This is a genomic window from Altererythrobacter sp. Z27 (assembly GCF_052683155.1).
The window spans coordinates 1,781,559-1,806,338 of the sequence record NZ_JBQYMC010000001.1 but is presented as its reverse complement, the minus strand read 5'-3'; the positions used below and the strand labels follow the sequence as shown (position 1 = coordinate 1,806,338).

At 61.1% G+C, this 24,780-nt stretch carries 14 protein-coding genes; 13 read left to right on the top strand and 1 reads right to left on the bottom strand.

The annotated features are described in order from the left end of the window. Positions 1 to 104: 104 nt before the first annotated feature. The 13 genes from ACUJ47_RS08780 to ACUJ47_RS08720 all read left to right on the top strand — a co-directional run bounded on the left by ACUJ47_RS08780 (position 105) and on the right by ACUJ47_RS08720 (position 24,014). Positions 105 to 11,699: a LysM peptidoglycan-binding domain-containing protein gene (locus tag ACUJ47_RS08780; protein ID WP_445538026.1), complete on the top strand. Its 11,595-nt coding sequence runs from the start codon at positions 105 to 107 to the stop codon at positions 11,697 to 11,699. A 1-nt stretch (position 11,700) separates the two neighbouring features. Next, the gene (locus ACUJ47_RS08775) at positions 11,701 to 12,162 is read left to right on the top strand and encodes a hypothetical protein (RefSeq protein ID WP_445538025.1); all 462 of its coding nucleotides are present in this window, start codon (positions 11,701 to 11,703) and stop codon (positions 12,160 to 12,162) included. A gap of 613 nt (positions 12,163 to 12,775) precedes the next feature. Further along, on the top strand, positions 12,776 to 13,357 hold the full coding sequence (locus ACUJ47_RS08770; RefSeq protein WP_445538024.1) for an OsmC family protein: 582 nt from the start codon (positions 12,776 to 12,778) through the stop codon (positions 13,355 to 13,357). A gap of 189 nt (positions 13,358 to 13,546) precedes the next feature. Then, positions 13,547 to 14,794 (top strand): flavin-containing monooxygenase, encoded by a 1,248-nt coding sequence (locus ACUJ47_RS08765; RefSeq protein ID WP_445538023.1) that lies wholly within the window; start codon positions 13,547 to 13,549, stop codon positions 14,792 to 14,794. A 12-nt stretch (positions 14,795 to 14,806) separates the two neighbouring features. Further along, positions 14,807 to 15,973 (top strand): NAD(P)/FAD-dependent oxidoreductase, encoded by a 1,167-nt coding sequence (locus tag ACUJ47_RS08760; protein ID WP_445538022.1) that lies wholly within the window; start codon positions 14,807 to 14,809, stop codon positions 15,971 to 15,973. A gap of 84 nt (positions 15,974 to 16,057) precedes the next feature. Continuing rightward, entirely contained in the window at positions 16,058 to 16,417 is a 360-nt protein-coding gene (locus ACUJ47_RS08755) for a group I truncated hemoglobin (RefSeq protein ID WP_445538021.1), read from the top strand. Positions 16,418 to 16,421: 4 nt separating this feature from the next. Next, positions 16,422 to 17,468, top strand: a complete 1,047-nt coding sequence (locus ACUJ47_RS08750) for an adenylate/guanylate cyclase domain-containing protein (RefSeq protein WP_445538020.1) — start codon at positions 16,422 to 16,424, stop codon at positions 17,466 to 17,468. A gap of 6 nt (positions 17,469 to 17,474) precedes the next feature. After that, a complete protein-coding gene (locus tag ACUJ47_RS08745) occupies positions 17,475 to 19,349 on the top strand; it encodes a response regulator (protein WP_445538019.1) in 1,875 nt (624 codons plus the stop codon). Beyond that, entirely contained in the window at positions 19,342 to 20,058 is a 717-nt protein-coding gene (locus ACUJ47_RS08740; RefSeq protein WP_445538018.1) for a response regulator, read from the top strand. Before ACUJ47_RS08745 ends, ACUJ47_RS08740 begins: the two co-directional genes overlap by 8 nt. A 115-nt stretch (positions 20,059 to 20,173) precedes the next feature. After that, positions 20,174 to 21,706 carry a cysteine synthase A gene (cysK, locus tag ACUJ47_RS08735; RefSeq protein ID WP_445538017.1) on the top strand — a complete coding sequence of 511 codons (1,533 nt, stop codon included), beginning with the start codon at positions 20,174 to 20,176 and terminating at the stop codon, positions 21,704 to 21,706. Positions 21,707 to 21,742: 36 nt separating this feature from the next. Continuing rightward, the gene (locus ACUJ47_RS08730; RefSeq protein ID WP_445538016.1) at positions 21,743 to 23,191 is read left to right on the top strand and encodes a pyridoxal phosphate-dependent decarboxylase family protein; all 1,449 of its coding nucleotides are present in this window, start codon (positions 21,743 to 21,745) and stop codon (positions 23,189 to 23,191) included. Between the two features lie 49 nt (positions 23,192 to 23,240). Continuing rightward, a complete protein-coding gene (locus tag ACUJ47_RS08725) occupies positions 23,241 to 23,366 on the top strand; it encodes a hypothetical protein (RefSeq protein WP_445538015.1) in 126 nt (41 codons plus the stop codon). Positions 23,367 to 23,540: 174 nt separating this feature from the next. Next, the gene (locus tag ACUJ47_RS08720) at positions 23,541 to 24,014 is read left to right on the top strand and encodes a baeRF12 domain-containing protein (RefSeq protein ID WP_445538014.1); all 474 of its coding nucleotides are present in this window, start codon (positions 23,541 to 23,543) and stop codon (positions 24,012 to 24,014) included. Positions 24,015 to 24,035: 21 nt separating this feature from the next. On the opposite strand, the gene ACUJ47_RS08715 is transcribed toward ACUJ47_RS08720, so the two are convergent. Further along, the gene (locus tag ACUJ47_RS08715; protein WP_445538013.1) at positions 24,036 to 24,770 is read right to left on the bottom strand and encodes a peptidase; all 735 of its coding nucleotides are present in this window, start codon (positions 24,768 to 24,770) and stop codon (positions 24,036 to 24,038) included. Positions 24,771 to 24,780 lie beyond the last annotated feature (10 nt).

The window sequence follows — 24,780 nt, the reverse complement described above, 5'->3', positions numbered from 1 at the left end:
GTTCTTTTTTTCTAAACTTCTTTGTGGCCGGTAGGATAATTGGGGGGGTAAGTTGTTGTGCGGCTTTTGCTCCTTTGATGATTTGGTGATCCGGAGCTTTAGAAATGGTCGCGATTTTTTCGGGATTGGGTGCGGGATTTGAGCGTGGTTCTGCGAGCATTCTTGGAGGGGCCGGCCGACTTGGCGGGGCGCTTCTGGGCCAGGGCGGCGATAGTGTTTCGGTCAATGTGGCGACGGGCAACCTGCTTATCTCGCGACAGGACGAGTTTTTGGTCGGGCGTGGGCCTGATGCGCAGGTATTGCGGACTTACAACAGTCTTGGCGACACGAGCGATCGTGACAATGGCGATGGCTGGCAGCAGTCGACCACGCGACGTGTCTTCGGGCTGACCGGCACGCTCAACACTGCGGGCAGCACGATCAAGCGGCTAAGCGCGGACGGCTCGGTGATCACCTATGTGTGGAGCACAAAGAATGCGGTGACGGCCTATTGGTCCACCGATGGAGCCGGGACCTATGACAGGTTGGTCAATTCCGGTTCAAACTGGATCTGGAGCGATGGCGATAGCAAGGTAACCGAGACCTATGGAGTGACGGTTGCAAGCGGAAGTGAATGGCGGCTTCTCGAGCGTCAGGATATCGATGGCAACAAGCTGACCTACAGCTATGTTTCGGATACCGACAAGCTCGACAAGGTGACCACGGCCAATGGCGAGTGGCTGCAATACAGCTGGTCGGGCAATGATATCACCAAGATCACCACCGGCTATACCGATCTTACAACTTCCACAGCCACGACGCTGACGCGGACATGGTATGACTATTCCGGCGGAAAGCTGATCCGGGTGCGCACCGATCTGTCGCCGGAGGACAATGCGCTGCCAACTCTGGCTCAGTCCTATTGGCTCGAGTATGGCTATGACGGCAACGGCCGGGTCAATCTGATCAGGCAAAAGGACGGCACCGAAGTCGCCGTCACCTATGACGCCTTAGGTCGTGTAGCCAGCATCACTCAAACAGTCTCAACAGACATCACCAGAACGACTAGGATCGGTTATGGGCTAAACGTAACCAGTGTGACCGCTCCAGATGGTTCGATTACAAAGCTCTGGTATGATACCAAGGGCCAGCTGATCCAGCTGATGACCCCGCCTGCGACGCAGGGTGGGGCAGCGATTGTCAAGCAGTTCGAATATGATGCCGATGGCAATCTGATCCGCACGATTGAGACCGATGCCGAGAATGCATCGGCTCCCAACAACCTTGTGATCGCGGGCACCTGGGCGGACGGTGAGCAGGCACTGCGCGGCGACAACCTTGTCGATGACAGCGGATGGCCGCAGGATCGCGACGGCACGCTGCCAGCAGCAGGATCGATCCAGGGGAGCGGATTCTGGCTACACGCCTATGCTGAGACCGAGTGGGCGCAGACAACGGGCCCCTATGGCCAGCAGGTGGTATCACTTCACACCGGGCAGACAGACGGTTCCGATCCAGGGGGTGGCGCCTACAGCGCCAACTTCACCATCGACAAGTCGAAAGCCTATGAGTTCTCGATTTATGTCAAGGCCGATCAGCTCGACAAGCATATGGCCTACTTCGGGCTCAGCGCGGACTGGGGTGCGTCAAACATTGTCAAGAATGGCTGGGATGGTGCCGTTCAGAACAATCCCTATTTCACGGCACCCTATCCTTCAGCTTCGTCTGGCTGGTCTGCAGACAAATGGGTAAAAATTGTCGGCTATGTGTTGCCCGACGGCACTCCTGCAGAGGCAAACGGTTCGGTCGGAGGAGTCTATGATACCGAGACCGGTAATAAGTTGTTTGGTATCAATCACTTCGCCTGGAATGGCGCTTATGCCAGCAACGATACACACCTCCGTTTCTTCAATTACTACAATCAGGAGCGCACAGGTAAATTCACCCATTGGGTACGCCCCGAGGTGCGCGAGGTTCACGAGGCGGCGATCCTGCGCGGCAGTGACAAGCTCGACATTGCGCGCGACGCCGCGCTGTTCGAGGCACCATCGGTCGATGGTTGGAACCCTTGGTCAGGAAGCCACTGGAACTACGATGAAGCGCGCTGGTCTGCGGTAGATGGGCCTGATGGCGGGCAGGCGGTAGCGCTTCAAACCGGTCAATTCGACAGTTATGAACACGGAGGTGGCAATTACACCAACCAATTCACGGTCGACACCTCAAAAGCCTACAAATTTACCCAGTATGTGCGCAAGAGCGATCTGAGCAAGCACTACATGTATTTTGGATTAAGCGCTAATTGGGGTGGCGCAGGTTATGTCAAGAATGCTTGGGACGGTTCCGATAATGTCAATCCCTATTTCATGGGATGGGATCCGGGTACACAGCAGGCGCATCTACAAGAGGATCGCTGGTACAAGGTGGTGGGCTATGTAATGCCTGAAGGCTCGGGTAATATTGCCTGGGGCCAGTATGGCGGCATCTTCGACACCGAGACAGGCGTCAAGGTTGGAACCACAGCTACCTTCCGCTGGAACGGGAATCGGCCTGACAACAGCGTCTATGCCCGCTTCTTTACCTATTATAACGAGACCCAGCATGGCTGGTCGACCGACTGGCTCGCTCCAGAAGTAGTTGCGCTTGATGCATCGCAGGTCGCCGCCGACAGCGCCGATCCGTTCGGGATTGTCTATGACGAAAACGGAAGGATAACCGCCTACACCTACGACGCGCGTGGCAACGTAACGAAGGTCACCGATGCTACAGGCAAGACAGTCGAGAAGTGGTACGATGGCAATGACCGTCTGATCCGCGAGCGTTCCTATGGAGTGAGCGAGACGGGGAGCAATGTCGAGCGCTGGACGCATTATGCTTATGATGGCGAGGGGCATTTGGCCTTCATCATCAATCCCGAAGGTAGGGTTGCCGAGTACCGATATGCTGCTGCGGGCCAACTGGAGTGGGAGAGTACCTATCCCAAGCACGCCTACACAGTAAGCTCGACCACTCCGAGCTTTGCGCAGCTGAACGCCTGGGTCGATGGGATGGCCGATCGATCGGACAGGCAGATTGTGACCTACGCCTACGATGCACGCGGCAACCAGACTCAGATGATCGATTGGGGCTCTGCCACGGCGGCCGGGGAGGCCTCGACCGCGGAAGGCAATTCGCATCATTACTATACCTATGATCAGGAGGGTCAGTTGCTGTCGCGGGTGACCGCCAGCCTAGGCACCGAGACCTTCGTCTATGACGGTATGGGGCGTCTGGTCTCCTCGGTCGACACGGGTGGCGGCACGACCTCGATCGTGTTCGACGATGCCAACTCGAAGACGATTGTGACGACTGCAGGCAGCTATGTCACCACGCAGACCTATAACAAGGCGGGTGAGCTGATCAGTTCGAGCGGTAGCGGCAGCTGGGATGTGAGCGGGACGGCGTCGAACCAGTACGACGCGATGGGCCGTTTGCGGGTTGCAACCGATGAGCGGGGCCTGCGCACCCATTACCTTTATGACAAGCTAGGGCGTCAGACCGGCGTAATTAGCCACGATGGCCACCTCGTAGAGTGTCGTTACGATGCGGCAGGCCGGGTGGTGGCGAGCACGCGCTTTGCGTTAGGGGTTTCTTCGATAAATCTTGCGACGCTGCAAAATCCGAATAACACGCTGACGATTGCTGATCTGCGCCCTGCAGCACACATCTACGACATCTGGGCCTGGACGGTGTATGATGCGGCGGGCCGGGTGGCGCAGGTGATCGACGGCACCGGCGGGGTGGTTGATTATCAGTTCGATGCGGCGGGCCAGCTAATCAAGACGCTGGCCTATGCCACCAAGGTCGATGTATCAGGTTTTAAGTCCACGTCTCCTGCCAGTCCGGTGGCGGTGGCGAGCCATGCCGACGATATCATCACGCGCACGTTCTACGACCGTTCGGGCCGGGCGATCGGGGGTCTGGATGGCGAAGGCTATCTGACCGAAGTGGTGTATGACAAGGCGGGGCAGAAGGTCGAAGAGATCGCCTATGCGGCGAAGACATCTTCGTCGCTGTGGGCGAGCGGCACCTTTGCGCAGCTGCGTACATCTGCCGGAGCGAGCAATGCCGCCAACCGGCGGATGCATTACGTTTACGACGGGCAGGGACTGCTGAGGTACCAGGTCGATGGTGCCGGACGGGTGAGCGAGAGCGTCTACTGGATCGGGACGCAATGGCATGCAGTGGGGCTGGTACGCGAGAGCATTCAGTATAGCGCGGCCCTCTCCACCAGCGACTTTACCTATGACAATGTCAAGGCGCTGGTCGCGGGCATTGCCAATGCGACGAACGATCGCAAGACGAGCTTTACCTATGACAGCGCGGGGCGTGTTGCGACCAGCAACGATCCGGTCGGGCTGGTGACGACATATACCTACGATACCTCAGGCAATGTTATCCGGGTCCAGCAGGGTTCAGGGGCTGAAGCGCGGATCACGCGCAATTACTATAGCGCAGGGGGGCAGCTACGCTTCACGGTTGGCGGCGAGGGCTATGTCACGCGTTATGATTACGACGCGGAGGGGCATAACACGCTCCAGCGGCGCTATGATGCACCGATCAGCGTCACCGATGCCACCACCATCAGCCAGGTCAACAGCCTGGTGGGCACCGGTTTTGTCGATCAGAGCTTTGCCTATGACAATCAGGATCGGCTGCTCGCCATATTCAATGGTGAAGGCGAACGACAAGACTATTGGTATTATGGCAATGGCCTTCTTTCCGAGCAGCACAGGGACTACAATGGCAGTGACCATAGTAGTAACTTGTTCGATAACGATGGTGCTGGCCGATTGCTGTGGTCCTTCTATGCATGGGGTGAAACGGCGACTCAGCTCAACGGTGCGGCTGGAGAACGAACTCACACACTCCATGTCTACGACGCGTTTGGTCAGACAGTTCGAATCTCTGATTCCCAAGGTAGGAACACGTTTTACGAGTACGACAAGCGCGGCCTGCTGTTGCAGGTGACCGATGCTCAGGGTGGAGTGACCACTTATGAGTACAATGCGTTTGGCGAGCGGGTGAAGGTGACCGACGCGCGCGGCAACTCAAGCTACAGCTATTACGACAATCTGGGCCGGGTGACAAAGACCCGCGATGTCGAGAATTACATCACTGAGACGAGCTATACCGCCTTTGGCGAAGTGGCGAGCGTTGTGCGGCGCTATAATGCCTCAACCAGCCCTTACAGCATCACGACGCAGCCGACGACAACCGCGGATCCCGCCAAGGATGCTGTCACCAGCTTTGCCTATGACAAGGCGGGCCGGGTTGTCACCAGCACCGATGCGGAAGGCTTTGTCGAGAACTATTCTTACAACGTGTTCGGCGAGCGGACCAGCAAGACTGCGCGCTCGGAGACGGGCAATAATGCCGATGGCGCGAACAACACCACGACCTATGCTTACGACAAGCTCGGGCGGATGGTGTCAGAGACGCTGCCGGTTGGTTCCTACAACAATGCAGGCGTGCTAGTTGCGAGCAATGTCACCAACACCTATGCCTATGATGCGCGCGGCAATCTGATCACCAGGGTCGAGGCATCAGGCCTCACTGAAGCGCGCACCACCAGCTATGTCTATGACAAGGCCGACCGGCTGATCCAGGAGACGGGGGCAAGCTTCCACGGTGTGACCCCTGTCACCACCTATGCCTATGACGCGCGCGGCAATCTGACGCGGGTGACCGCGCCCGATGGCGGCAAGACGATCTATTACTATGACGATCTTGACCGCAAGGCGGTGGAGATCAGCCCGGTGGGGACCTACACCGCCTATGAGTATGACGGGAACAACAATGTCACGAAGATCCGGGTGTTCGGAACCGCAGTGGGTATGCCGACGGATGGCGGCTCTCAGGAAGAAGCGCCGGTAGCGCCTGCTGGTGAATATCGCGAGACGCGCTTCGAATACGATAATCTGAACCGCATGACCAAGAGCACGGTGATCCTGCAATCGGGTTACAAGACCGGTGTGTTGAGCGGCACGAGCTGGACCAATGTCACCACCGCGACGCTCGACACGCTCTATGAGTACGATGCCAATGGCAATGTGGTGAAGACCACCGATCCTGAAGGCAACACCACCTGGGCCTATTACGACAGGCTGGGGCGCAAGCAGTATCAGATGGATGCGGAGAACTATCGCACCGACTGGGTTTACGATGCCGAGGGCAATGTTCTGAGCCAGAGGCATTATGCCAATAAGTTCGCCACGCCGACTAGCACTGCCTGGATCCCGGGAGGGATCGTCGATGATACGATCGATCGGGTTACAATCTACACCTATGACAGGGTAGGCAACCGGCTGACCGAGACGCGCAAGAATGTGGTGGTGCACAATGGTTCGGGCGCGACCAGCACCATCGATGCGACGGTGAGCTATACCTACAACGGGCTGGGCCAGGTGACCCGCAAGGTCGAAGCGACCGGCGATCAGGTCAGTTACACCTATGACGATGCCGGACGGCTGACCACCGAGTCGCGGCAGGCCTTCATCGACTACACCGGGGCAAGTGTCACCCCGACGGTCGACTATTATTACAACGGCGTGGGCAACCTCACCCGTACCCGCCAGCACGGCAATGCCAATGCGGCAGAGCGGGTCACGACCTATCATTATGATGGTGATAAGCTTCGATCGACAACCAATGCAGAGGGCCAAGATGGCAATATCACCGATGGGCTGACTACAATTTATTGGTATGATGTGGCTGGACGGGTGAACTACGAACATTATGTCCGTTACAACAGCGTCGGTGTTGCAACGGCGACCTATGAAGGAACAGTAACCCACCACGATGCAGTGGGTCGTATCTATCAGCAGTATCATGTGATTCATGATGGTACCAACTGGATCCAGAGCGGTCCGGTTACCTACACTGCCTACAATGCCTATGGCGATGTGATTGCAACGCAGATCGGCACCGGGACGTCGCAAACGCAATATCAATACGATTTGGCCGGGCGGCTGATCAAGACCAATGCGGGCGACGGGGTGTGGAAGCACTTCGGCTATGACCGGAACGGCAACCAGACGATTGCAATCACCAGCGCGGGCGACAATCTGACCAATATCACCTTCGCCCAGGCGCTGGCAGTGGTTGGCCAGACCAATGTCAACGCCACTTACACCCAATACGACAAGCGCAACATGGCGGTCAGGGTCTCGGAAGAGCAGCGCCAGCTCTCCACGACCTTCACTCAGACGCTTGATACCTACCGCACGTATAACGCCTTTGATGAAGTGGCGAGCGAGACCGATGCGGCAGGCGCCTTGCTGACTTACAGCTACAACACCATGGGGCGGATGATCCGTTCGGAAGGCCCGACGGTGGAGATCACCAATGAGGATGGCACTTCGCAATGGATCAAGCCGTCCGAGGATTATTATTACGATGCCTCCGGGCGCCTCGTCGCGCAGCGCGATGCCAATGGCAGCTATGCTACCGGTGGCAGCTCCACCAATGGCACCTCCAAAGCCGCCAACACCGGCAATCTCACCCGCCTCGCCCTGCTCGCCGGATCGGGTTATGGCGGCAGCGAGGCGCTCATCACCGCAGAGACCCATGCTGATGGCGGGGTCAAACAGCGTTTCTATGACATCCATGGCGATGCGCGCGTAATACGCGATGAGCTTGGGCGCGACATTGGGCAAGCGTTCGACCGACTTGGCCGAGTGATCCACGTCTATCACGCAGGCAGCGGCCTCTCGGACTATTACAGCTATGACGGTCTCGGCCGGCAGCTGACCCATTGGAACAATTTACTGGGCAGCTCCAACAAGGAGACCACCGACTACGATATCCGGGGCCGGGTTATCTCAAGCCGCGCCTTCGGCGGCGATATCACCACCACTAGCTATACCTGGGACCAAACGCTCGAGGCGGTCGGCACCGGTCTCATCGATACCGGCGGGTGGATCCAGACCACCACCATGGCCAATTACAGGACTCTCTCCGAAACCACCGACATCTTCGGGCGCGCCATCTCGAAGAGCGATCTGGGCAGCAACATCACCAGCTATACCTATGATGCCGCAGGCAGGCTGTCTGCCACAAGTATGGGAGGGCTGCTGACCAGCTTCATCTGGCTCAACACAGAGCTGGTGGGGCAGCAATGGACCGGGAGCCCCAACTCCGGACAGACCAACACCAACTGGAATCGTAGCATTGCCAATTACACCTATGACGTGGTTGGCAATCGGCTGACCGAGCAGCTCAACGATGAATCCGGCACTTACGTACCTGCCCATTGGGAAGGTTATGAAAACCCCTATCCGCCTGGAACCTATGACTGGGAGATGTGGGAAGAATATTACGGCGGCGAAGGGCAATGGGTCGAAGAGAGTTACAATGTCTCTAGTACGGCGCTGAAGAACCAGAGCGCCACTTTCGACAGGCTGGGGCGCCTGAGAACGTGGACGGAAGCAGGCACTTCCACTGCACCGGCGGCTTCTTCAACAATGCAGTATGATGCCAATGGCAATGTCCGCAGGAAGAGCACCAGCTTTTACACGCTTGGTTCCAATGGGGCACCCAACCCCTACCAGACCGGGCAGGATTACTGGTTCCGCTATGACAGCATGAACCGCTTGGTGATCGACAAGGGCATGCTTTCTGGAGGAACCATAGGCATTGCTGTGACGAGCTCGTTCAGCACTGGAGTTCCCAGCCAGGAGTTCGGATATAATGCGGCCGGAGAGCGCGCCTATGCGGTCAGCAGGGTGGTTACGACCAGTTATCCCTACACGATTTATCAGGAGCACAAGGAGCATTACGTCTACGATGCCGCTGGCCGCCTGACGCAGATCAGGAAGCAATCGGGCGCTACCTCAATCGATCCCAACAACATCCCCTCGGCCTCCACTGGCACGCTCTATACGCGTTCGAGCTTCACCTATGACCTGATGGGGCGTCAGACGCAGCAGGTGGATTATCTCGCGAACAGCACCACGGTCGGCTACAGTCGCGACAGTTGGTACAATGCCAAGGGGCAGATGATCGAGGATTATGCGGTCACCTTGCGCAGTGGGGATTTGTGGCGCTCGCGCACCAATTACGATTACGGCGTGGGTTCCAATTATGCACTGGGCAGCGTGGTCCAGCAGGCCTCCGACAATCACAAGAACTCTAGCGACGACGACTGGAACGACACTGCCACCAAGTACTTCTTCGCCTGGTACGATGGTGCGGTGCAGAGCTCGATCCAGTACGATAGGAGCTATGGCTGGGAGGACAACACTTCGGGCGGCGGGATGACGCAGGGCTATGTCCTGTCGGGGTTCGACGTCAATCACAGCACGGCCTTTTACTATAATGGCGTTGGCCAGCTCACCAGCTCGCATGTCAATGACGGCTTGCCGCACTGGGTTACCTTCAAGCATGACGAGCTTGGCCAGGTGATCCGCCGTGACGAAACCCGTCCTTCCAACGCGCCTTCCGCACAGACCGGCGCGCCGCATGAAGTGTGGTATCGCTTTGGCGGTCGGGAGATGGGCTTTACCGGCAATAACGGGACGAACGATATCTCGATCGATGCCTCGATCGCAGAACGGACCGCGCCTTCGCCCACCACCATCGGCACTTACCGCGGCGACAAGACCATCGGCACTACCGCCTATGACTTCATCGGCAGCTCGGTCGCGCTCAACTCCTATAGCCAGGGTAGCGCGGGCGGCAGCTATACGGTGCGCGGCGGCGAGACGCTGCAATCGATCGCCGCCAATCTCTATGGCGATACACAGCTGTGGTACAAGATCGCCGAAGCCAATGGTCTGTCAGGCGCTTCCGGCCTGATCGAAGGGCAGCAGCTGCGCCTGCCCACAGGGGTCCAGCGCACCCACTTCAACGCTTCCACCTTCACCCCCTACGATCCCGCACAGGCCACAGGAGACCTCTCTCCAACCGCGCCCAAACCCAAGAAAAAGAACTGCGGCGTCTTCGGTCAGATACTCCTCGCAGCAATCGCTATCGCGGTGTCGGTGATGGCTCCCGTCGGGGGGACGAGCTTTGGTGCAGCCATAGCCAATGCCGCCCTTGGCAGCATCGCCAGCCAAGCCGTCGGCGTGGCCACCGGTATACAAGAGAAGTTCTCGTTCAAGGGCGTGGCCATGGCAGCGCTCTCTGCAGGCGTGACCGCAGGCATTGGCGACAAGTTTGCCCCGTTTGGCGCAGTCGCAGATGGGGCCGAACGCGGAGTCACAGCTATCGCCAATGCGGCGGCAAAAGGCGCACTTGCCAGAGCGGTGACACAAGGCGTGGCCGTGGCCACCGGCCTGCAGGGCAAGTTCAGCTTTGCTGGCGTTGCGGCAGCGGGCGTAGCCGCCGGTGTGGGTGACGCGCTGGGCGGCGCGGTTGCTTCCGAGAAGGGATTTCTTGGCGTCAAGGCGGGCGCAAACAGCTTCGGCAACCAAGTCGCCGCAGGCACAGCCTCGCTGATCGCGTCTGCCGCCACCCGCTCTGCCATCACCGGCTCCTCCTTCTCGCGCAATATCGCAGCAGGCCTGCCCGATGTCATCGGACAGGTCATCGGACGGGCGCTCGGTGGGGCGCTAAGGGGGAATGGCGGCTCCTCGGCATCTGCGGCAGGGCGCGGCCCGGCATCCTTGAGCGACTGGATCACGCAGGACACCCCGTTCGCCATCCCTACGATCGACATCGACCCGATCGCACTGCCAGGTGTGACCATCGGGCAGGTTGCAGAACATATTGCTCAGGATCGCTCGATTCCATTTGGCATTGGCTCATCGATTGATCTTTCGATCGTAAATGCGTTGGCAAATGGCAGCATCAGCGCGCCTGATGGCTTGGATGCGTGGCTCCACCGCCATCGCGGTTTCAGCCCACTCGAACAGGAATTGACTTTTGCGACCGGCTCGAAGCGGACGGTCACAGTCGGAGCATCGGAAGCACTCGAGAGGGCGGTAACTGACTTTATCGTTTCGCGGGGTTCGGACGCCGAGAAGTTTACGCTTGGCGAAGTCAATGCCATCATTTCTGACTACGCTGCAAACGAAGCCAAACTTCCATCCGGTAGAAGTTGGCACATTTCGGGCGGGGCATCGACTTCCACACTCGTTGAGAGCGTAAACAGGTTCGGTACGGTTGACATCGTGCATAGCTATGAAGAGCCTGTCGATCCGCTTGATCAATTGCGTGCAGGCTTCTTGCTTTCGGATTTCGGTTCGGCTGTCGGCGGCGCCTTCATCTGGGACGAGCAGGCCTTGTCGATCCTGCGCAGGGAAAACCCCTACGCGACTGCATTGGGCGAATATGGCGGTTTGTTTACAGGGCTTGCAGGTGCACTCAAAGGCACGGTAAGGATTGGCTCCAAGGAGTTAATAGGAGATGCCGCAGAGAGTGTGCCAGCGAATGGCTGGAGCGTCGGCGATGACATTTACAACCTCACGGCGAAGGGCAATGAGCCAGCCTGGTCTACTGTGAGAGGGCGTTTTTGGAAGAACGAAGCGGCCCATCCTCAACATGGGACATGGAACGCTCAGCAACTTGAGAGAATGGAGCAGGGTTTAGCACCACAGCGCTACAACTTTGATAAAGGCGGCATTGAATCTATGGACTTGAGCCATGAGCCAATTCCATTCCGAAATGGTGGCCGAGATGTTGTTCCGCGTTGGCCGCAAGACCATGCTGCGATCGATCCCTACAGGCGCCCAGGATATTGAGATGACCAAAGCTCTTGCTGACATGTTTGCTGATGCTCAGGCCCCTTGCCTCCATTGGGAGGGTGAACCAGCTTACGCGATTTACGAAATGCCGGCTCCGGAAGCTTTTGATGTCGAGTTCGTATCCTCAACTGACACGCCAGTCCAAGGGCTGACATTGAAGGTTTATGGCGGCGTCTTGGAAATCGATGGCGTAGAAGCACAGGAAATGCTGCTCTGGCGGGATACCGCTCCGAATAGGGTTCCGGTGAAGGTAAAATCGGAAACTGGCGGTCGAGCCACGCTAAAGATTTGGAACGTATGGCGCGGTAAAGTCGGCGGTCATGATGTCACACAAGCTTGGCTTGGGAACGCCGGAATGAGGGTCAAACAGGTGGGCACATGGTTGGCCCTACATTGCAGTGATGGGGAAGGTTCCGTGGATTTTGACGACTTGGCAGTGCATCTTACTGTGGTCGACTAGTGAGCGGTTGCGCTCCCTTTGAACGCAGCCCCGACCTCTCATTGCTCTCCCCGCCATCAATGCTGAGCAGCTCGTGAGCGGGTATATTACCCGGCACACCGTACACAGCGCCTGCTGTTGATGGAGTTGTGTCAGATCAGCGGGTTGTAGCTGATTTTGGGTGATGACATCTTCTGTGCCGGTAGCGGGTCAGTCGGAAAATCGCGACACAGAGTGGGCTGGTGGTGCGCCAAGCCGTTGCGGCTGCTGACAAATCTCCCGCGCCTCGACTGAGTCACTTTGACCCGCAGGATCGTCGGCCGAAGCTTGATCTGGTGGCGGCGATCAAGGTGGTGCGGCGGGGCCAGGTTCCGCCTGTCGGCGGGGTGATCGCGGCGGAAAGCCACTCTATCTCTCAGTTGCCCGACCGGCCCAGTATGACGATCAACGATCCAGTCCCCATAGTAAGCACACCCTATGCGGTAGAGCCGCTGTGAGTTGCAACAATTGAAACCTTTTGCCGGGCTGGGCGGCATCGAACTGATACATTGGGAGGGGAAAAGGTCCTCGTTCGGAGCGGGAAGCCGCGCCGCACTCATCCCCCTTTACCAATTCAATTCGAGGACCTGATACAATGACCACTGCAACCATGGAAAAGCCCGCCCGCGTCGCAATGAACGGCGTCGACGTGCCTGCCTTCGTCGCCACTCTCGGTGCGGTCGATGCGACCCGCGAAATCGGCAACTTCAACTTCCGCGCTCACGGCAAGTGGGTCGCCGGCACGCACAGCCAGGTCGAGTTCGACGACTATTTTGGTGCCTGCGCTGAAGGTCGCCACGAGAAGAAGCACACTGTCGATGCCGATCACCTCACGGTCCTGTGCGGTGCGGACAACGGCCCGACCCCGGTCGAGCTGGTGCTGGGCGCGCTTTCGAGCTGCATCATGGCCGGCATCGGCAACATCGCTTCGATGCGCCAGGTGAAGCTCAACTCGGTCGAAACCAAGGCCGAAGGCGACATCAACCTCAACGGCATTCTCGGGATCGACACTTCGGTGCGCAACGGCTTCAACGCCATCCGCCTGACGGTGAAGATCGATGGCGATGCCGATGCCGAAACGCTCGAAAAGATCGTCAACCAGTCGATCGCCCGCTCGGCCGTGTTCGACATCCTGACCAACGGCGTTCCTGTCGCCGTCAATGCGGTGGTCGCCTGATCTCTCCCCCCAACCCGGGGCGACACCGCAAACTCCAGAGCCCGCCGGTTCCCAGCGAACCGGCGGGCTTTTCGCGTCCGCCACCTTTTTCCCGCGCTGAAACAATCGAAACACTTTCGGGGCTGGCGCGGCACACGACAGATACATCGCCGGCCTAGGCAGGGCGCAACACCAAGCAAGGAGCGTGCCATGGCCCGCATGATTGACTGCCTGATTATCGGAGCCGGCCAGGCCGGCCTTGCGATGAGCCAATGCCTGACCGCAGGCGGCATCGAGCACGTGGTGCTTGAGCGCGGACGGATCGGTGAACGCTGGCGTTCGGAACGCTGGCCTTCGCTCCGCCTGCTCACGCCCGGCTGGATGACCCGCATGCCCGGTGGCGCTTTGGCGCAGAAGAGCGACGGCTTCCTCACATCGTCGGATTTGGTCGAACGGCTTGAAACCTATGCCGCCACGCATGAAGTGCCGCTGCAGGATGGAACCGAAGTGCTGGCGGTGGAGCCGATGGGCGACCGCTTCCGCATCGTCACCAGCTCTGGCACATGGATCGCCCGCGCGCTGGTGGTGGCGACCGGCGCTTGCGATCGTCCCCGCATTCCAGCCTGGAGCCTGGGGCTCGATCATCGCATCCATCGCATTGCGCCCAGCCAGTATCGCGGCGCGGACCAGTTGCCCGACGGCGGCGTTCTCGTCGTCGGCGGCTCGGCCACCGGTGTCCAGCTTGCCCGCGAAGCCGCCGCTTCCGGCCGCCGCACCGTGCTGGCTGCCGGACGGCACGTCCGCACCCCGCGCCGCTACCGCGGGATGGACCTGTTCGAATGGCTCGATTTCGTCGGCTTCCTCAATGAAACTCGCCCGCAAGCCCGCTCGTTCCGCGAGCTGATGGCGCAGCCTTCGCTGCAACTGGTGGGGGGTGGCGCCAATGGCGACATCGACTTCGCCACGCTGGCCGCCGAAGGCGTGACCATCGCCGGGCGCGCCCTGGGCGCGAGTGGCGCGACGATCGGCTTCGCTTCCGACCTTGCGCGCGAATGCGCTGCAGCAGAGCGCCGGCGGCACACCATGCTCGAGCGGATCGATGCCGAGATCGCGCAATGGGCGCTCGACGTCGAACCCGACCCGGCCGCCTGGGAGGCCCCCGCTGCGCTGCCGGAAGCGCCCACGCAGATCGATCTCGTCGCCGAAGGGATTTCGTCCGTCATCTGGGCCACCGGCTATCGCCGTTCGTACCCCTGGTTGCATCTCGACGCGCTCGACGAGCATGGAGAGATCGCCCAGCAGGATGGCATCGCCAGATTGCCGGGCCTCTATGTGCTCGGCCTGCCCTTCATGCGCCACCGCGCCTCCAGCTTCATCGACGGCGTTGGCCGCGATGCGGAGGCGATTTCACAGACCATCATTGCCCAGCTCGGCGCGCGCCAGTTGCGCGTTGCCTGAAAGGATACAGACATGACTTTGACCGGATTTTCCCACGACCATTACGATGCGGTGATTGTCGGCGCGCGCTGCGCCGGTGCCGCTACCGGCATGCTTCTCGCTCGCCGGGGCGCCCGCGTGCTGATCGTCGATCGCGAACCCTATGGCAGTGACACCATGTCGACCCATGCGCTGATGCGCGGGGCGGTGATGCAGCTGGCCAATTGGGGCCTGCTGCACAATGTCGCAGCGACCGGCGCGCCGCCTGTGCGGACGACCGGCTTCATCTATGGAGATCGCGATCCGATCGACATCGAGATTTCGCCTCAACACGGGGTCAGCGCGCTCTACGCGCCGCGCCGGTTCGCACTGGACAAGGTGCTGGTAGATGCAGCTCGCCGCAGCGGCGCCGAAGTGCATCACGGCATTCGTTGCCTCGATTTGCTGCGCGCCCCCGATGGCGGCGTGGCCGGGGCCTTCCTGCGCGATTCTGGCGGCGGAATCCACAAGATCACCGCCGAACTGGTGGTGGGCGCAGACGGCAGGAATTCGACCGTCGCGCAGCTCGCGGGTGCGCCTTACACCAAGCGCGGAACCCATGCATCGCGCTGCATCTATGGCTATTTCGAAGGGCTCGCTCCGCGCGGCTTTCGCTGGCACTGGGGTGAAGGTGCCGCAGGCGGCATCATTCCCACCAATGACGGGCAGGCATGCGTGTTCTTGTCGCTGCCGCAGGATGCGCGCGAAACCTATCGCGCTGCGCTCAGGCCCGAAGGTTTCCGCACCGCCATCGCCCGGCTGATGCCGCAAATGGCCCGCGAACTCGAAGATGCGCGGCTGGTGCAAAGGCTCACCGGTTTTGCGGGCGAGCCCGGCTATATGCGGCAGGCATGCGGCGACGGATGGGCGCTGGTGGGCGATGCCGGATACTTCAAGGATCCGATCACTGCGCATGGCATCACCGACGCCTTGCGCGATGCGCAGATCCTGGCCGACAGCTGGGCTGCTGGGCGCCTCGACAGCTATGCGATCTCGCGCGATGCGCTGTCGCAGGACATGCTGCGCCTGTCCGATACCATCGCAGCCTATGACTGGACGCTTCCGCAATTGGCCGAACTGCACCAGTCGCTGAACCTGACGATGAAGGCGAACCAGCACTGGATTGCCGGGCATCTCTACCCCCTGGCACAGGCCGCCTGACCCGGCCGAACTCTGCGCATTTGATTTTACCGATGGATAGGGGCAGTCTCCCCCCTGTTCATCGGGGGTTTTTGGACAAGGCACATGCAACAGACGTTATTCGACAAATATGGCGGCTTCTCCGCCATCTCCAGGATCGTGATGGATCTCTACGATCGCTTGCTTGAGGATGACGATGTCGGGCCGTTTTTCGACGATGTCGATATGGCGCGGATCGTCGACCACCAGACGAAATTTGTCTCCTCGCTGATGGGCGGGCCGGCTTCCTACACCGACAACCAGATCGAAAAGCTCCATTCGCATCTCGCGATCGGTGCGCTGCATTTCGACAAGCTTGCGGTCATCCTGCGCGAAACGCTGATCGAACACGGTGTGAGCGATGGGGATGCCGACGCCATCGTCGGGACTTTCGCCGACCGCCGCGGCCTGGTCGTGAACAGCTGACGCCATGTCGATCGAAGCCATCAACGAGCAATTGCTGCGGGCGATCGGGGTCGGCGTGTCGCTGGTCGACCTGTCCGACCTGCGTTTCCGCTTCTTCAACGACACTTTCCAGGAATGGTTCGGCGAGGCCGAACTGGGCCAGCAGCTGAGCGATGTTTTCGTCGGGATCGATCAGGACGAAGTGCGCAGGGCGCTTGAAAGCGAAGGGCGCTACGTCGGCGAAACCAGTTTTCGCGTGCGCCGCCGCACCATGACGATCGCGATGACGCTCAATCCCGCGCTCGACGGCAATGAGCGCGTGGCGGTGCTGGTGTGCCAGAACATCAGCCGGATCAAGGAACTGGAATCGATGATCGATTCCTATTCCATGATGGTCGAACGCAATACGCGCGAGATCAAGCGCGAGAAAGAGCAGGTCGAAAAGCTGCTGCTCAACATGATGCCGCGCTCGGTATATGACGAGTACAAGACCTTTGGCGTGGTGACGCCGCGCCTCTACGAGAATGTCGCGGTGATCTGCCTCGATTTCGCAGGATTCAGCGATACCGTGCGCAACCAGGACGCCAGCGTCGTGGTGAGCGAGCTGAACGATATCTACACGGCGTTCGACCGGATCGGCGACCAATTCGGTTGCGAGCGGATCAAGACCGTGGGCGACACCTACATCACCGTGGCAGGCATGCCCGACCCTTCGGAACGTGCGCTGCAATCGGTGGTCGACGCCGCAATCCGCTTCCAGCGCTATCTCGAACAGCGCAACCGCAGCCATCCGATCGGCTGGCAATGCCGCGTCGGGATCGCGGTGGGGCCAGTGATCGGCTCGGTCGTCGGCGTCCAGAAATATATTTACGACGTGTTCGGCCCGGCGGTGATCGAAGCCAGCGCGCTGCGCCAGGCTGCCGGCCCGATGCAGATCGTTGCACCTGCCGAACTTGCCGAACTGATGGGCGACGGGATTGCCAGCTCGCCTGCCGGGACCGTCAAGATAGCAGGCGGCGAGAGCAGCGAAGTGGTCGCGATCGCTCCGGCGGCCGAGGGCGGCCAGGGCTAGCCCGCGATGAGCGCGGCCAACGCCCTTTCCGGCAAGGACCTGCTCGACGAAGTCGTCGACGCTCTGCGCGACGGCATTGCGATCTTCGACGCGTCGGCCCGGCTGGTCCGTGCGAATGAGGCCTTCAGGCTGCTCAATCCGAAGGTGGCGGATCTAGTCGCGCCGGGCCTGGAGTGGGACCGGCTGCTGATCGAGATGGTCGCGCGTGGAGCGGTCACCCCTTCGACGCGCGAACGCCTGCAATGGATGGAGAGCCGGCTTGAGCCGGGCGAGGCGCCGCTTCCTCCGCTGATGGTCGAAGTGCGCGATGCCGGGGTGCACGAATTCGCCATGCGGCCAACCGCGCGCGGCGGCTTTGTGCTGAGCCAGTCGGACGTGACCGCGCGCAGCCAGACCGATGAAGACGAACGCGAAGCCGATGCCCTGCTGCGCCAGGTGATGGAAGCATGCCCGGCTGCGCTGGTGATGTCGCGTATTACCGATGGGCAGATCATCTACCGCTCGCCTGCCGCGCGCGACCTGCTCGGCCCCGGCCGAAATGCCGGGAACCATTTCGCCAGCCGCACCGAACGCGCCGATTTCATCACCGCACTGCTGCCCGAAGGAAGGATCGACGAGCGCACCATCGAGCTGCAGCGGACCGATGACAGCCGCTTTCCCGCGCTCGTGTCGGCGCGGCTGATCGAATATCGCGGCGACGATGTGGTAGTCTCTTCGGTGGTCGACATCACCAAGGAAGTCGCGCTGCGCAAAACTCTGGCGCAACAGCGCGAGCGGATATTCCAGGCAGAAAAGCTTTCGGCATTGGGCGAACTGCTGGCGGGGGTCGCGCATGAGCTGAACAATCCGCTTTCCGTTGTGGTCGGCCATGCGCTGATGATGCGCGAGGAAGCGAGCGACCCGCAGACGATCGCGCGGATAGAAAAGATCGGCGAAGCTGCGGAGCGCTGCGCGCGGATCGTGAAGTCGTTCCTTGCCATGGCGCGCCAGCAAAAGGTCGACGCCCGACCGGTCGAACTGAGCGCGATCATCGAGGGCGCGCGCAGCACGCTGGCGACCGAAGGCGCGCCGCAGATCGCGATCGACCTGCCGGACGATCTGCCGCGCATCATGGCCGAGCGCAGCCAGCTGGAGCAGGTGTTCGGCAATCTCCTGCTAAATGCCGCGCAGGCCATGGCATCAAGCGGCAAGGGCGATCGCATCTCCATCGAAGCGCGGCTCTTGCCGGGCGGTGAATCGATTGCGATCGACGTGGCTGACAATGGCCCGGGCATCCCGCAGGACGTCGGCAAGCGCGTGTTCGAACCGCTGTTCACGACCAAGCCGGCCGGGCAGGGCACCGGGATCGGCCTCGCCTTCTGTCACCGCGTGATCCATTCGCACGGCGGGACGATCGAGCTCATGCCTTGCGATGAGGGCGCGCATTTCCACATTACCCTGCCGGTCGCAGGCGACAGCGGCCGCGCCGCGGCAATTCCGCGTGCGCCCAGCGACGGCCGCGAGGGGCATATCCTTGTGATCGACGACGAGGAGGATGTGGCCGATTTGATCTCGGAAATCCTCAAACGCGAAGGCTATCAGGTCGATTGCGCGTCGAGCGGCGAAGAAGGGTTGGAACTGGCGACCACGCATGATTACGACGCCATCCTGACCGACATGAACATGCCGGGGATCAGCGGGCGCGGCTTTCACGAGGCACTGGGCCGCCGCCGGCCCGAACTGCTTGGCCGGGTGGCGTTCGTCACCGGCGACACGATGAGCCCCGATGTGCGCGATTTCCTGGACCATGCGGGCTGCGAATTCCTCGAGAAACCCATCGCGCCGCAGGATTTGCGCGAGCTGGCGCGCCGCGTCGTAACCGGAGTGACGGACATTGGCTGACGGCAACCTCATCTACGTTTGCGACGATGAAAAGGACCTGCGCGAAATGCTCGCCGAATATCTCGGCAAGCATGGCTTCGAAGTGCGCCAGGCCGGAAATGCCGACGAAGCGCGCGCGCTGCTGGCCGACGGGAAGCCAGACCTGATGCTGCTCGACATCAACATGCCGGGAGAAGATGGGCTCTCGCTGCTCCGCTCGCTCCAGGGCGAGGATGCGCCGCGCGTGATCATGCTGACTGCGGCGGGCGAAACGGTCGACCGGATCGTCGGGCTCGAGATGGGCGCGGACGATTACCTCGGCAAGCCGGTCGACTTGCGCGAGCTGGTAGCGCGCGTGCGCGCGGTGCTGCGCCGCGCGGGCAAATCGGACGAAGGTTCCGCATCGACCGACCGCGAAGGGCGCATCCGTTTCGGCAAGACCTGGCTCGATCTCGAAGCGGCCAAGCTTTTCGACGAAGAGGGCGCGTCGCTGCCGCTCACTTCGATGGAATTCAACCTGCTCAAGCTGTTCGCGCTCAACAAGGGGCGGGTGCTCAATCGCGACCAGATCCTTGAAGGTGCGCACGACCGGTCATGGGATCCGTTCGACCGCAGCATCGACATCCGCATTTCGCGCATCCGCAAGAAGATCGAGCCCAATCCGACCAAGCCCGTCACGATCCGCACCGTGCGCGGCATCGGCTATATCTTCGATCCCGACGCGTCCTGAGCGGCGCGCACACCGCCGCTGAAACAATTGAAACAAGATAGCGCTCTCGCGGCATCCGACTGAAACACGCGCGGCATATCCCGGCGCTTGCCAACAGCAAGTCAAAGGACCCGCCATGACCGCTCTCTTCCCCTCTCCCTCGCTCCCCCAAGGCGTGGCGGGTCCGCACGGCTCGGTGCTCGAACTGGTCGGCAATACGCCGGTCGTGCTGATGGAAAAGCTCTCGCCCCCGGGCCGCGAAGTCTACGTCAAGCTTGAGGCTTTCAACCCCACGGCCTCGGTCAAGGACCGGCTCGCCATCGGGCTGATCGAAGCCGCTGAAGCCGATGGCTCGCTCAAGCCGGGCCAGACCGTGGTCGAAGCGACCAGCGGCAATACCGGCATCGGCCTGGCCATGGTCTGCGCGCGCAAGGGCTATCCGCTGGTCATCGTCATGGCCGAAAGCTTCAGCATCGAACGTCGCAAGATCCTGCGCTACCTCGGCGCCAAGGTGGTGCTGACCCCGGCTGCCGAGAAAGGCACCGGCATGCTGGCCAAAGCGCGCGAGCTCGCAGAAACGCATGGCTGGTTCCTGCCGCGCCAGTTCGAGAACGAAGCCAACGCCGCGATCCACGAACGCACCACCGGCATGGAAATCGTCGAAGCCTTCGCCGACCGCCCGCTCGACTTCTTCGTAAGCGGTTTCGGCAGCGGCGGCACCATCTCGGGCGTCGCGCGCGCCCTGCGTCGGCACAGCCCTGACACGCGCGTGATCGCCTGCGAGCCGGAGAACTCGCCCATGCTCGGCTCGGGTGTGGCACAGGCCTATCACGCCGACCGCTCTCCGGCGGGCAGCCACTCTGTGTTCCGCCCGCACCCGGTGCAGGGCTGGGCACCCGACTTCATTCCCGCCATCGTCGATGGCGCGATGCGCGACGATCTGATCGACGAAGTCGTCCCGGTTTCCGGCGACGATGCGATCGCCTGGTCCCGGCGGCTCGCCCGCGAAGAAGGCATTTTTTGCGGCATCAGCTCGGGCGCGACTTTCGCCACTGCGCGCCGGATCGCCGAGCAATCGCCCGAAGGCACACGAGTCCTGGCGATGATCCCGGACACGGCCGAACGCTATATGTCGACGCCGCTGTTCGCGGACATCGCCGAAGCGATGGATGAAGAAGAGCTCGAAATTTCGCGGTCCACTCCCGCTGCGCGTTTCGATGCCCCGGCTCCCGCCACTGCCCCGGCCAAACCCGTTGCCGCACCTGCAATTGCGAGCGCTGCAGCGCTTGCCCATGTCGACGCCATCGTGGCGGACTCCGGGCAGCCTCTGGTCTTCTTCGCGCTGCAATGGTGCGAATTCTGCTGGTCGGCGCGCAAGCTGCTCGACGCGCTTGGCGTGCCTTATCGCACCGTGGCGCTCGACGGGCCCGATTATGCCGATCCGCAATGGGCGGCCGATGTCCGCCGCGCCGTGGCCGAACGCAGCGGTGCACCCACGATCCCGCAGATCTTCCTCGGGGGCGATCACCTTGGCGGCGCCACCGACCTGTTCGACGCCTATAACGAAGGCCGGATTGGCGATATGCTGGCGGGCGCCGGGCTTGAGATAACGGGCAAGGGCCCGGACAATGCCTATTCCATGCTGCCGGCATGGCTCCAGCCGCGCTAGGACAGGATCGAATGGTCGAATGAGGGGCGAGGGATAATGAAGGAAGCCGAACTCGAACTCGCTGCAAAACTCGCAATCCGGTCACGCTGCGAATTGCGCCCGCTGCATTCCACGGCCGGATATGCCGAATTGCGCGAGAATTTCGCGATCGGCCTGCCGGTCAAGGGGCGAGACAGCCTCGAAGTGATCCGCAATCTCGTCGAAGCGGCGACACCCGGCCTCTCCGGATCGACCGACCCCGGCTTCCTTGCTTGGGTGATCGGAGGTTCGAGCCCGACCGGCGTGGCAGCCGACTGGCTTGCATCGGCCTGGGGCCAGAATGCGGGCATGTTCCTGACCGCGCCCGCTGCCGCAGTAGCCGAAGAGGTGGCTGGCGAATGGCTGGTCGACCTGATGCAATTGCCGCATGGTTCCAGCGTCGGCTTTTCGACCGGAGCGACCATGGCGGCATTCTCCTGTCTGGCCTCGGCCCGGCTTGGCGTGCTTGCCCGCAAAGGCGTGGACCTTGAGGAATGCGGCCTGGCCGGCGCGCCGCCAGTCGCCATCTACATTGCCGAGGACGCGCACGTCTCGAACTACTCGGTGCTGCGCTATCTCGGCTTCGGGAACCGCCAGATCAGGCGCATCCCGTCGCTTGAGCAAGGCACGTTCGACCTTGCCGCGCTGGAAGCGGCGATGGCCGAAGACGGGGACGCGCCGCGCATCGTGATCGCGCAGGCCGGGCATATCATGTCGGGCGCATTCGACGATTTCACCGAGATCGCCCGCCTGTGCCGCGAGCATGATACCTGGCTGCATGTCGATGGCGCATTCGGCCTGTGGTGCCGCGCGAGCCCGCGCTTGCGCCACCTCGCCAAGGGCGTGGACCTCGCCGACAGCTGGTCGGTCGACGGGCACAAATGGCTGCAGGTGCCCTATGATTCCGGTTTCGCCATTGTGAAGGACCGCACGGTGCATCGCGCCGCGATGCGCATGACCGCAGGCTATATCGAGCGCGAAGCCGCGAACGAGCCCGATCCGAGCGATTATGTTCCCGAACTGTCGCGCCGCGCGCGCGGCTTCGCCGCCTGGGCGATGTTGCAGCATCTCGGGCGGCGCGGCCTGGCCGAAATGATCGAGCGGCATTGCCGCGCGGCACATTCAATCGCGGCGGCCTTGGCCAAGGTTGACGGGATCGAAATGCGCAACGACGTGGTGCTCAACCAGATCGCGTTGGGGTTCGAGCCTTTGCCTGGCATGGACGCGCCCGAAGCGGTCGCCAACCGGCTCAACGCCACAGGACGCTATTTCCTGCGGACCGCCAACTGGCGCGGAGAGAAAGTGCTGCGGATCTCGGTCATTTCCGATCGCGTCGACGAACAGCTCGGCGCTCGCCTTGCGCACGATCTCGCATCCGTTTGGCGCGAACTGCGGGCAAGCCTTTCTGAAACAAACGAAACACGGTTCCGCTTCGCGCGACACATGGCTGATACGCCGCTCTCCTAGAAGACCATCATTGCCGATGACGGCAAGGATCTTTTCAAGGAGAATTACAATGTACGTCAAATCAGTTGCCAGCCCCGCCGACCGCTTCAAGATGGCGATTGCCGCAAGCGTTTGCGCCTTCACCACCATCAGCTCGGCCGTGGCCATGCTTGCAATCCAGGGGGTGGTGGCCTGACACAGGCCGCCACCAATTTTTCCATCCGCCCGGCGCAGAACCGGGATGGCATGCTTTTCCATGCGAAACCGTCTATACAGCCTTGAGCGGCCAAGAATGAGCGGGACGCGACCGGTTCCCCGCCCTCCCGAGCGGTGCCGCCCGAACGGGTAAGGGCAAGCAAGGAGGAAAGGCGTGCAAATCGAAAACGGCACCTGGGTAGTCATCGCAGACGGCGAGAAGTTCCTGTTGCTGCACAATGCCGGCGACACGAAATTCATCAATCTCCAGCTGGTCGAGCATGAGCGGAATGACAATGCGCCGGCCCATGAATTGGCAAGCGACCGGCCCGGCCGCCGCAATGACTCGACGCAACAAACCACGGGCGGGCTCAAGGCATGGGGCAAGAGCGGCCTTGAAGAAACCGATTGGCACAAGGTGGCAGAAGAACGCTTCGCCGAACACGTCGCCGAGCGGCTTGGCGAAGGGGTATCGCAGGGGCGGTTCCAGAAGCTGGTGATGATCGCCGATCCCCGCACGCTGGGCCATTTGCGCCAGGCATATGGTGCCGGCCTGAAGTCTGCAGTCGTGGCGGAGATCGCCAAGGACCTGACCAATCACCCGCTCGACCAGATCGAGGCAGTCATCGGCGCATTTGACGAAGCCTAGGTCGCGGCCGCGCGGCCTCGCTCAGATCGAATAGTCGGGCAGTTCCTCGAAGGCGCGGCGCAAGGCGTCGCTCCATCCGCTCGAGATCGAGCGGAAATAGGGATCGTCTTCAGGGATCCGGCGCTGGTGCAGCGGTTCGAAATTCCCGGCTTCCATCACCAGCAGGTCGAGCGGCATGCCCACCGAAAGATTGGCTTTCAGCGTCGAATCGAAGCTTACCATCAGCAGCTTGATCGCATCCTCGAAACTCATGCTTCGGTCATAGGCGCGGATCAGGATCGGGCGTCCGTATTTGGTCTCGCCGATCTGGAAGAACGGCGTGTCTTCCGATGCCTCGATGAAATTGCCTTCGGGATAGACCAGGAACAGGCGCGGGGGCATGCCCGCGATCTGCCCCGCGAGGATGAACGAGGCGGTGAAGGTGCCGCTGGCCTCCGGCGTATCGGAAGGCGTGCTTTCGCGGATGGTGTCACGCAGGACTTCGCCCACCAGCGACGCCACTTGGAACATGGTGGGCGCATCAAGAAGCGAATTGTGGCGCTCGCCCGGCGCCTTGCTGCGTTCCTCGAGCTTGCTGATCACCGCCTGGGTCGTCGCGAGATTGCCTGACGAAAGCAGCGTGATCAGGCGGTCGCCCGGCGACGACCAATGGTAGAGCTTGCGGAAGGAGGAGATGTAGTCGACGCCCGAATTGGTGCGCGTGTCGCTCATCAGCACAATGCCGCGCTCCATCTGCAAACCAACACAATAGGTCACGGCGAATTCT

Excerpts from the sequence above, each read along its gene's own strand:
- ACUJ47_RS08780 (WP_445538026.1), top strand. The coding sequence starts at position 105 with ATGGTCGCGATTTTTTCGGGATTGGGTGCGGGATTTGAGCGTGGTTCT.
- ACUJ47_RS08775 (WP_445538025.1), top strand. The coding sequence starts at position 11,701 with ATGACCAAAGCTCTTGCTGACATGTTTGCTGATGCTCAGGCCCCTTGC.
- ACUJ47_RS08770 (WP_445538024.1), top strand. The coding sequence starts at position 12,776 with ATGACCACTGCAACCATGGAAAAGCCCGCCCGCGTCGCAATGAACGGC.
- ACUJ47_RS08765 (WP_445538023.1), top strand. The coding sequence starts at position 13,547 with ATGGCCCGCATGATTGACTGCCTGATTATCGGAGCCGGCCAGGCCGGC.
- ACUJ47_RS08760 (WP_445538022.1), top strand. The coding sequence starts at position 14,807 with ATGACTTTGACCGGATTTTCCCACGACCATTACGATGCGGTGATTGTC.
- ACUJ47_RS08755 (WP_445538021.1), top strand. The coding sequence starts at position 16,058 with ATGCAACAGACGTTATTCGACAAATATGGCGGCTTCTCCGCCATCTCC.
- ACUJ47_RS08750 (WP_445538020.1), top strand. The coding sequence starts at position 16,422 with ATGTCGATCGAAGCCATCAACGAGCAATTGCTGCGGGCGATCGGGGTC.
- ACUJ47_RS08745 (WP_445538019.1), top strand. The coding sequence starts at position 17,475 with ATGAGCGCGGCCAACGCCCTTTCCGGCAAGGACCTGCTCGACGAAGTC.
- cysK (WP_445538017.1), top strand. The coding sequence starts at position 20,174 with ATGACCGCTCTCTTCCCCTCTCCCTCGCTCCCCCAAGGCGTGGCGGGT.
- ACUJ47_RS08730 (WP_445538016.1), top strand. The coding sequence starts at position 21,743 with ATGAAGGAAGCCGAACTCGAACTCGCTGCAAAACTCGCAATCCGGTCA.
- ACUJ47_RS08725 (WP_445538015.1), top strand. The coding sequence starts at position 23,241 with ATGTACGTCAAATCAGTTGCCAGCCCCGCCGACCGCTTCAAGATGGCG.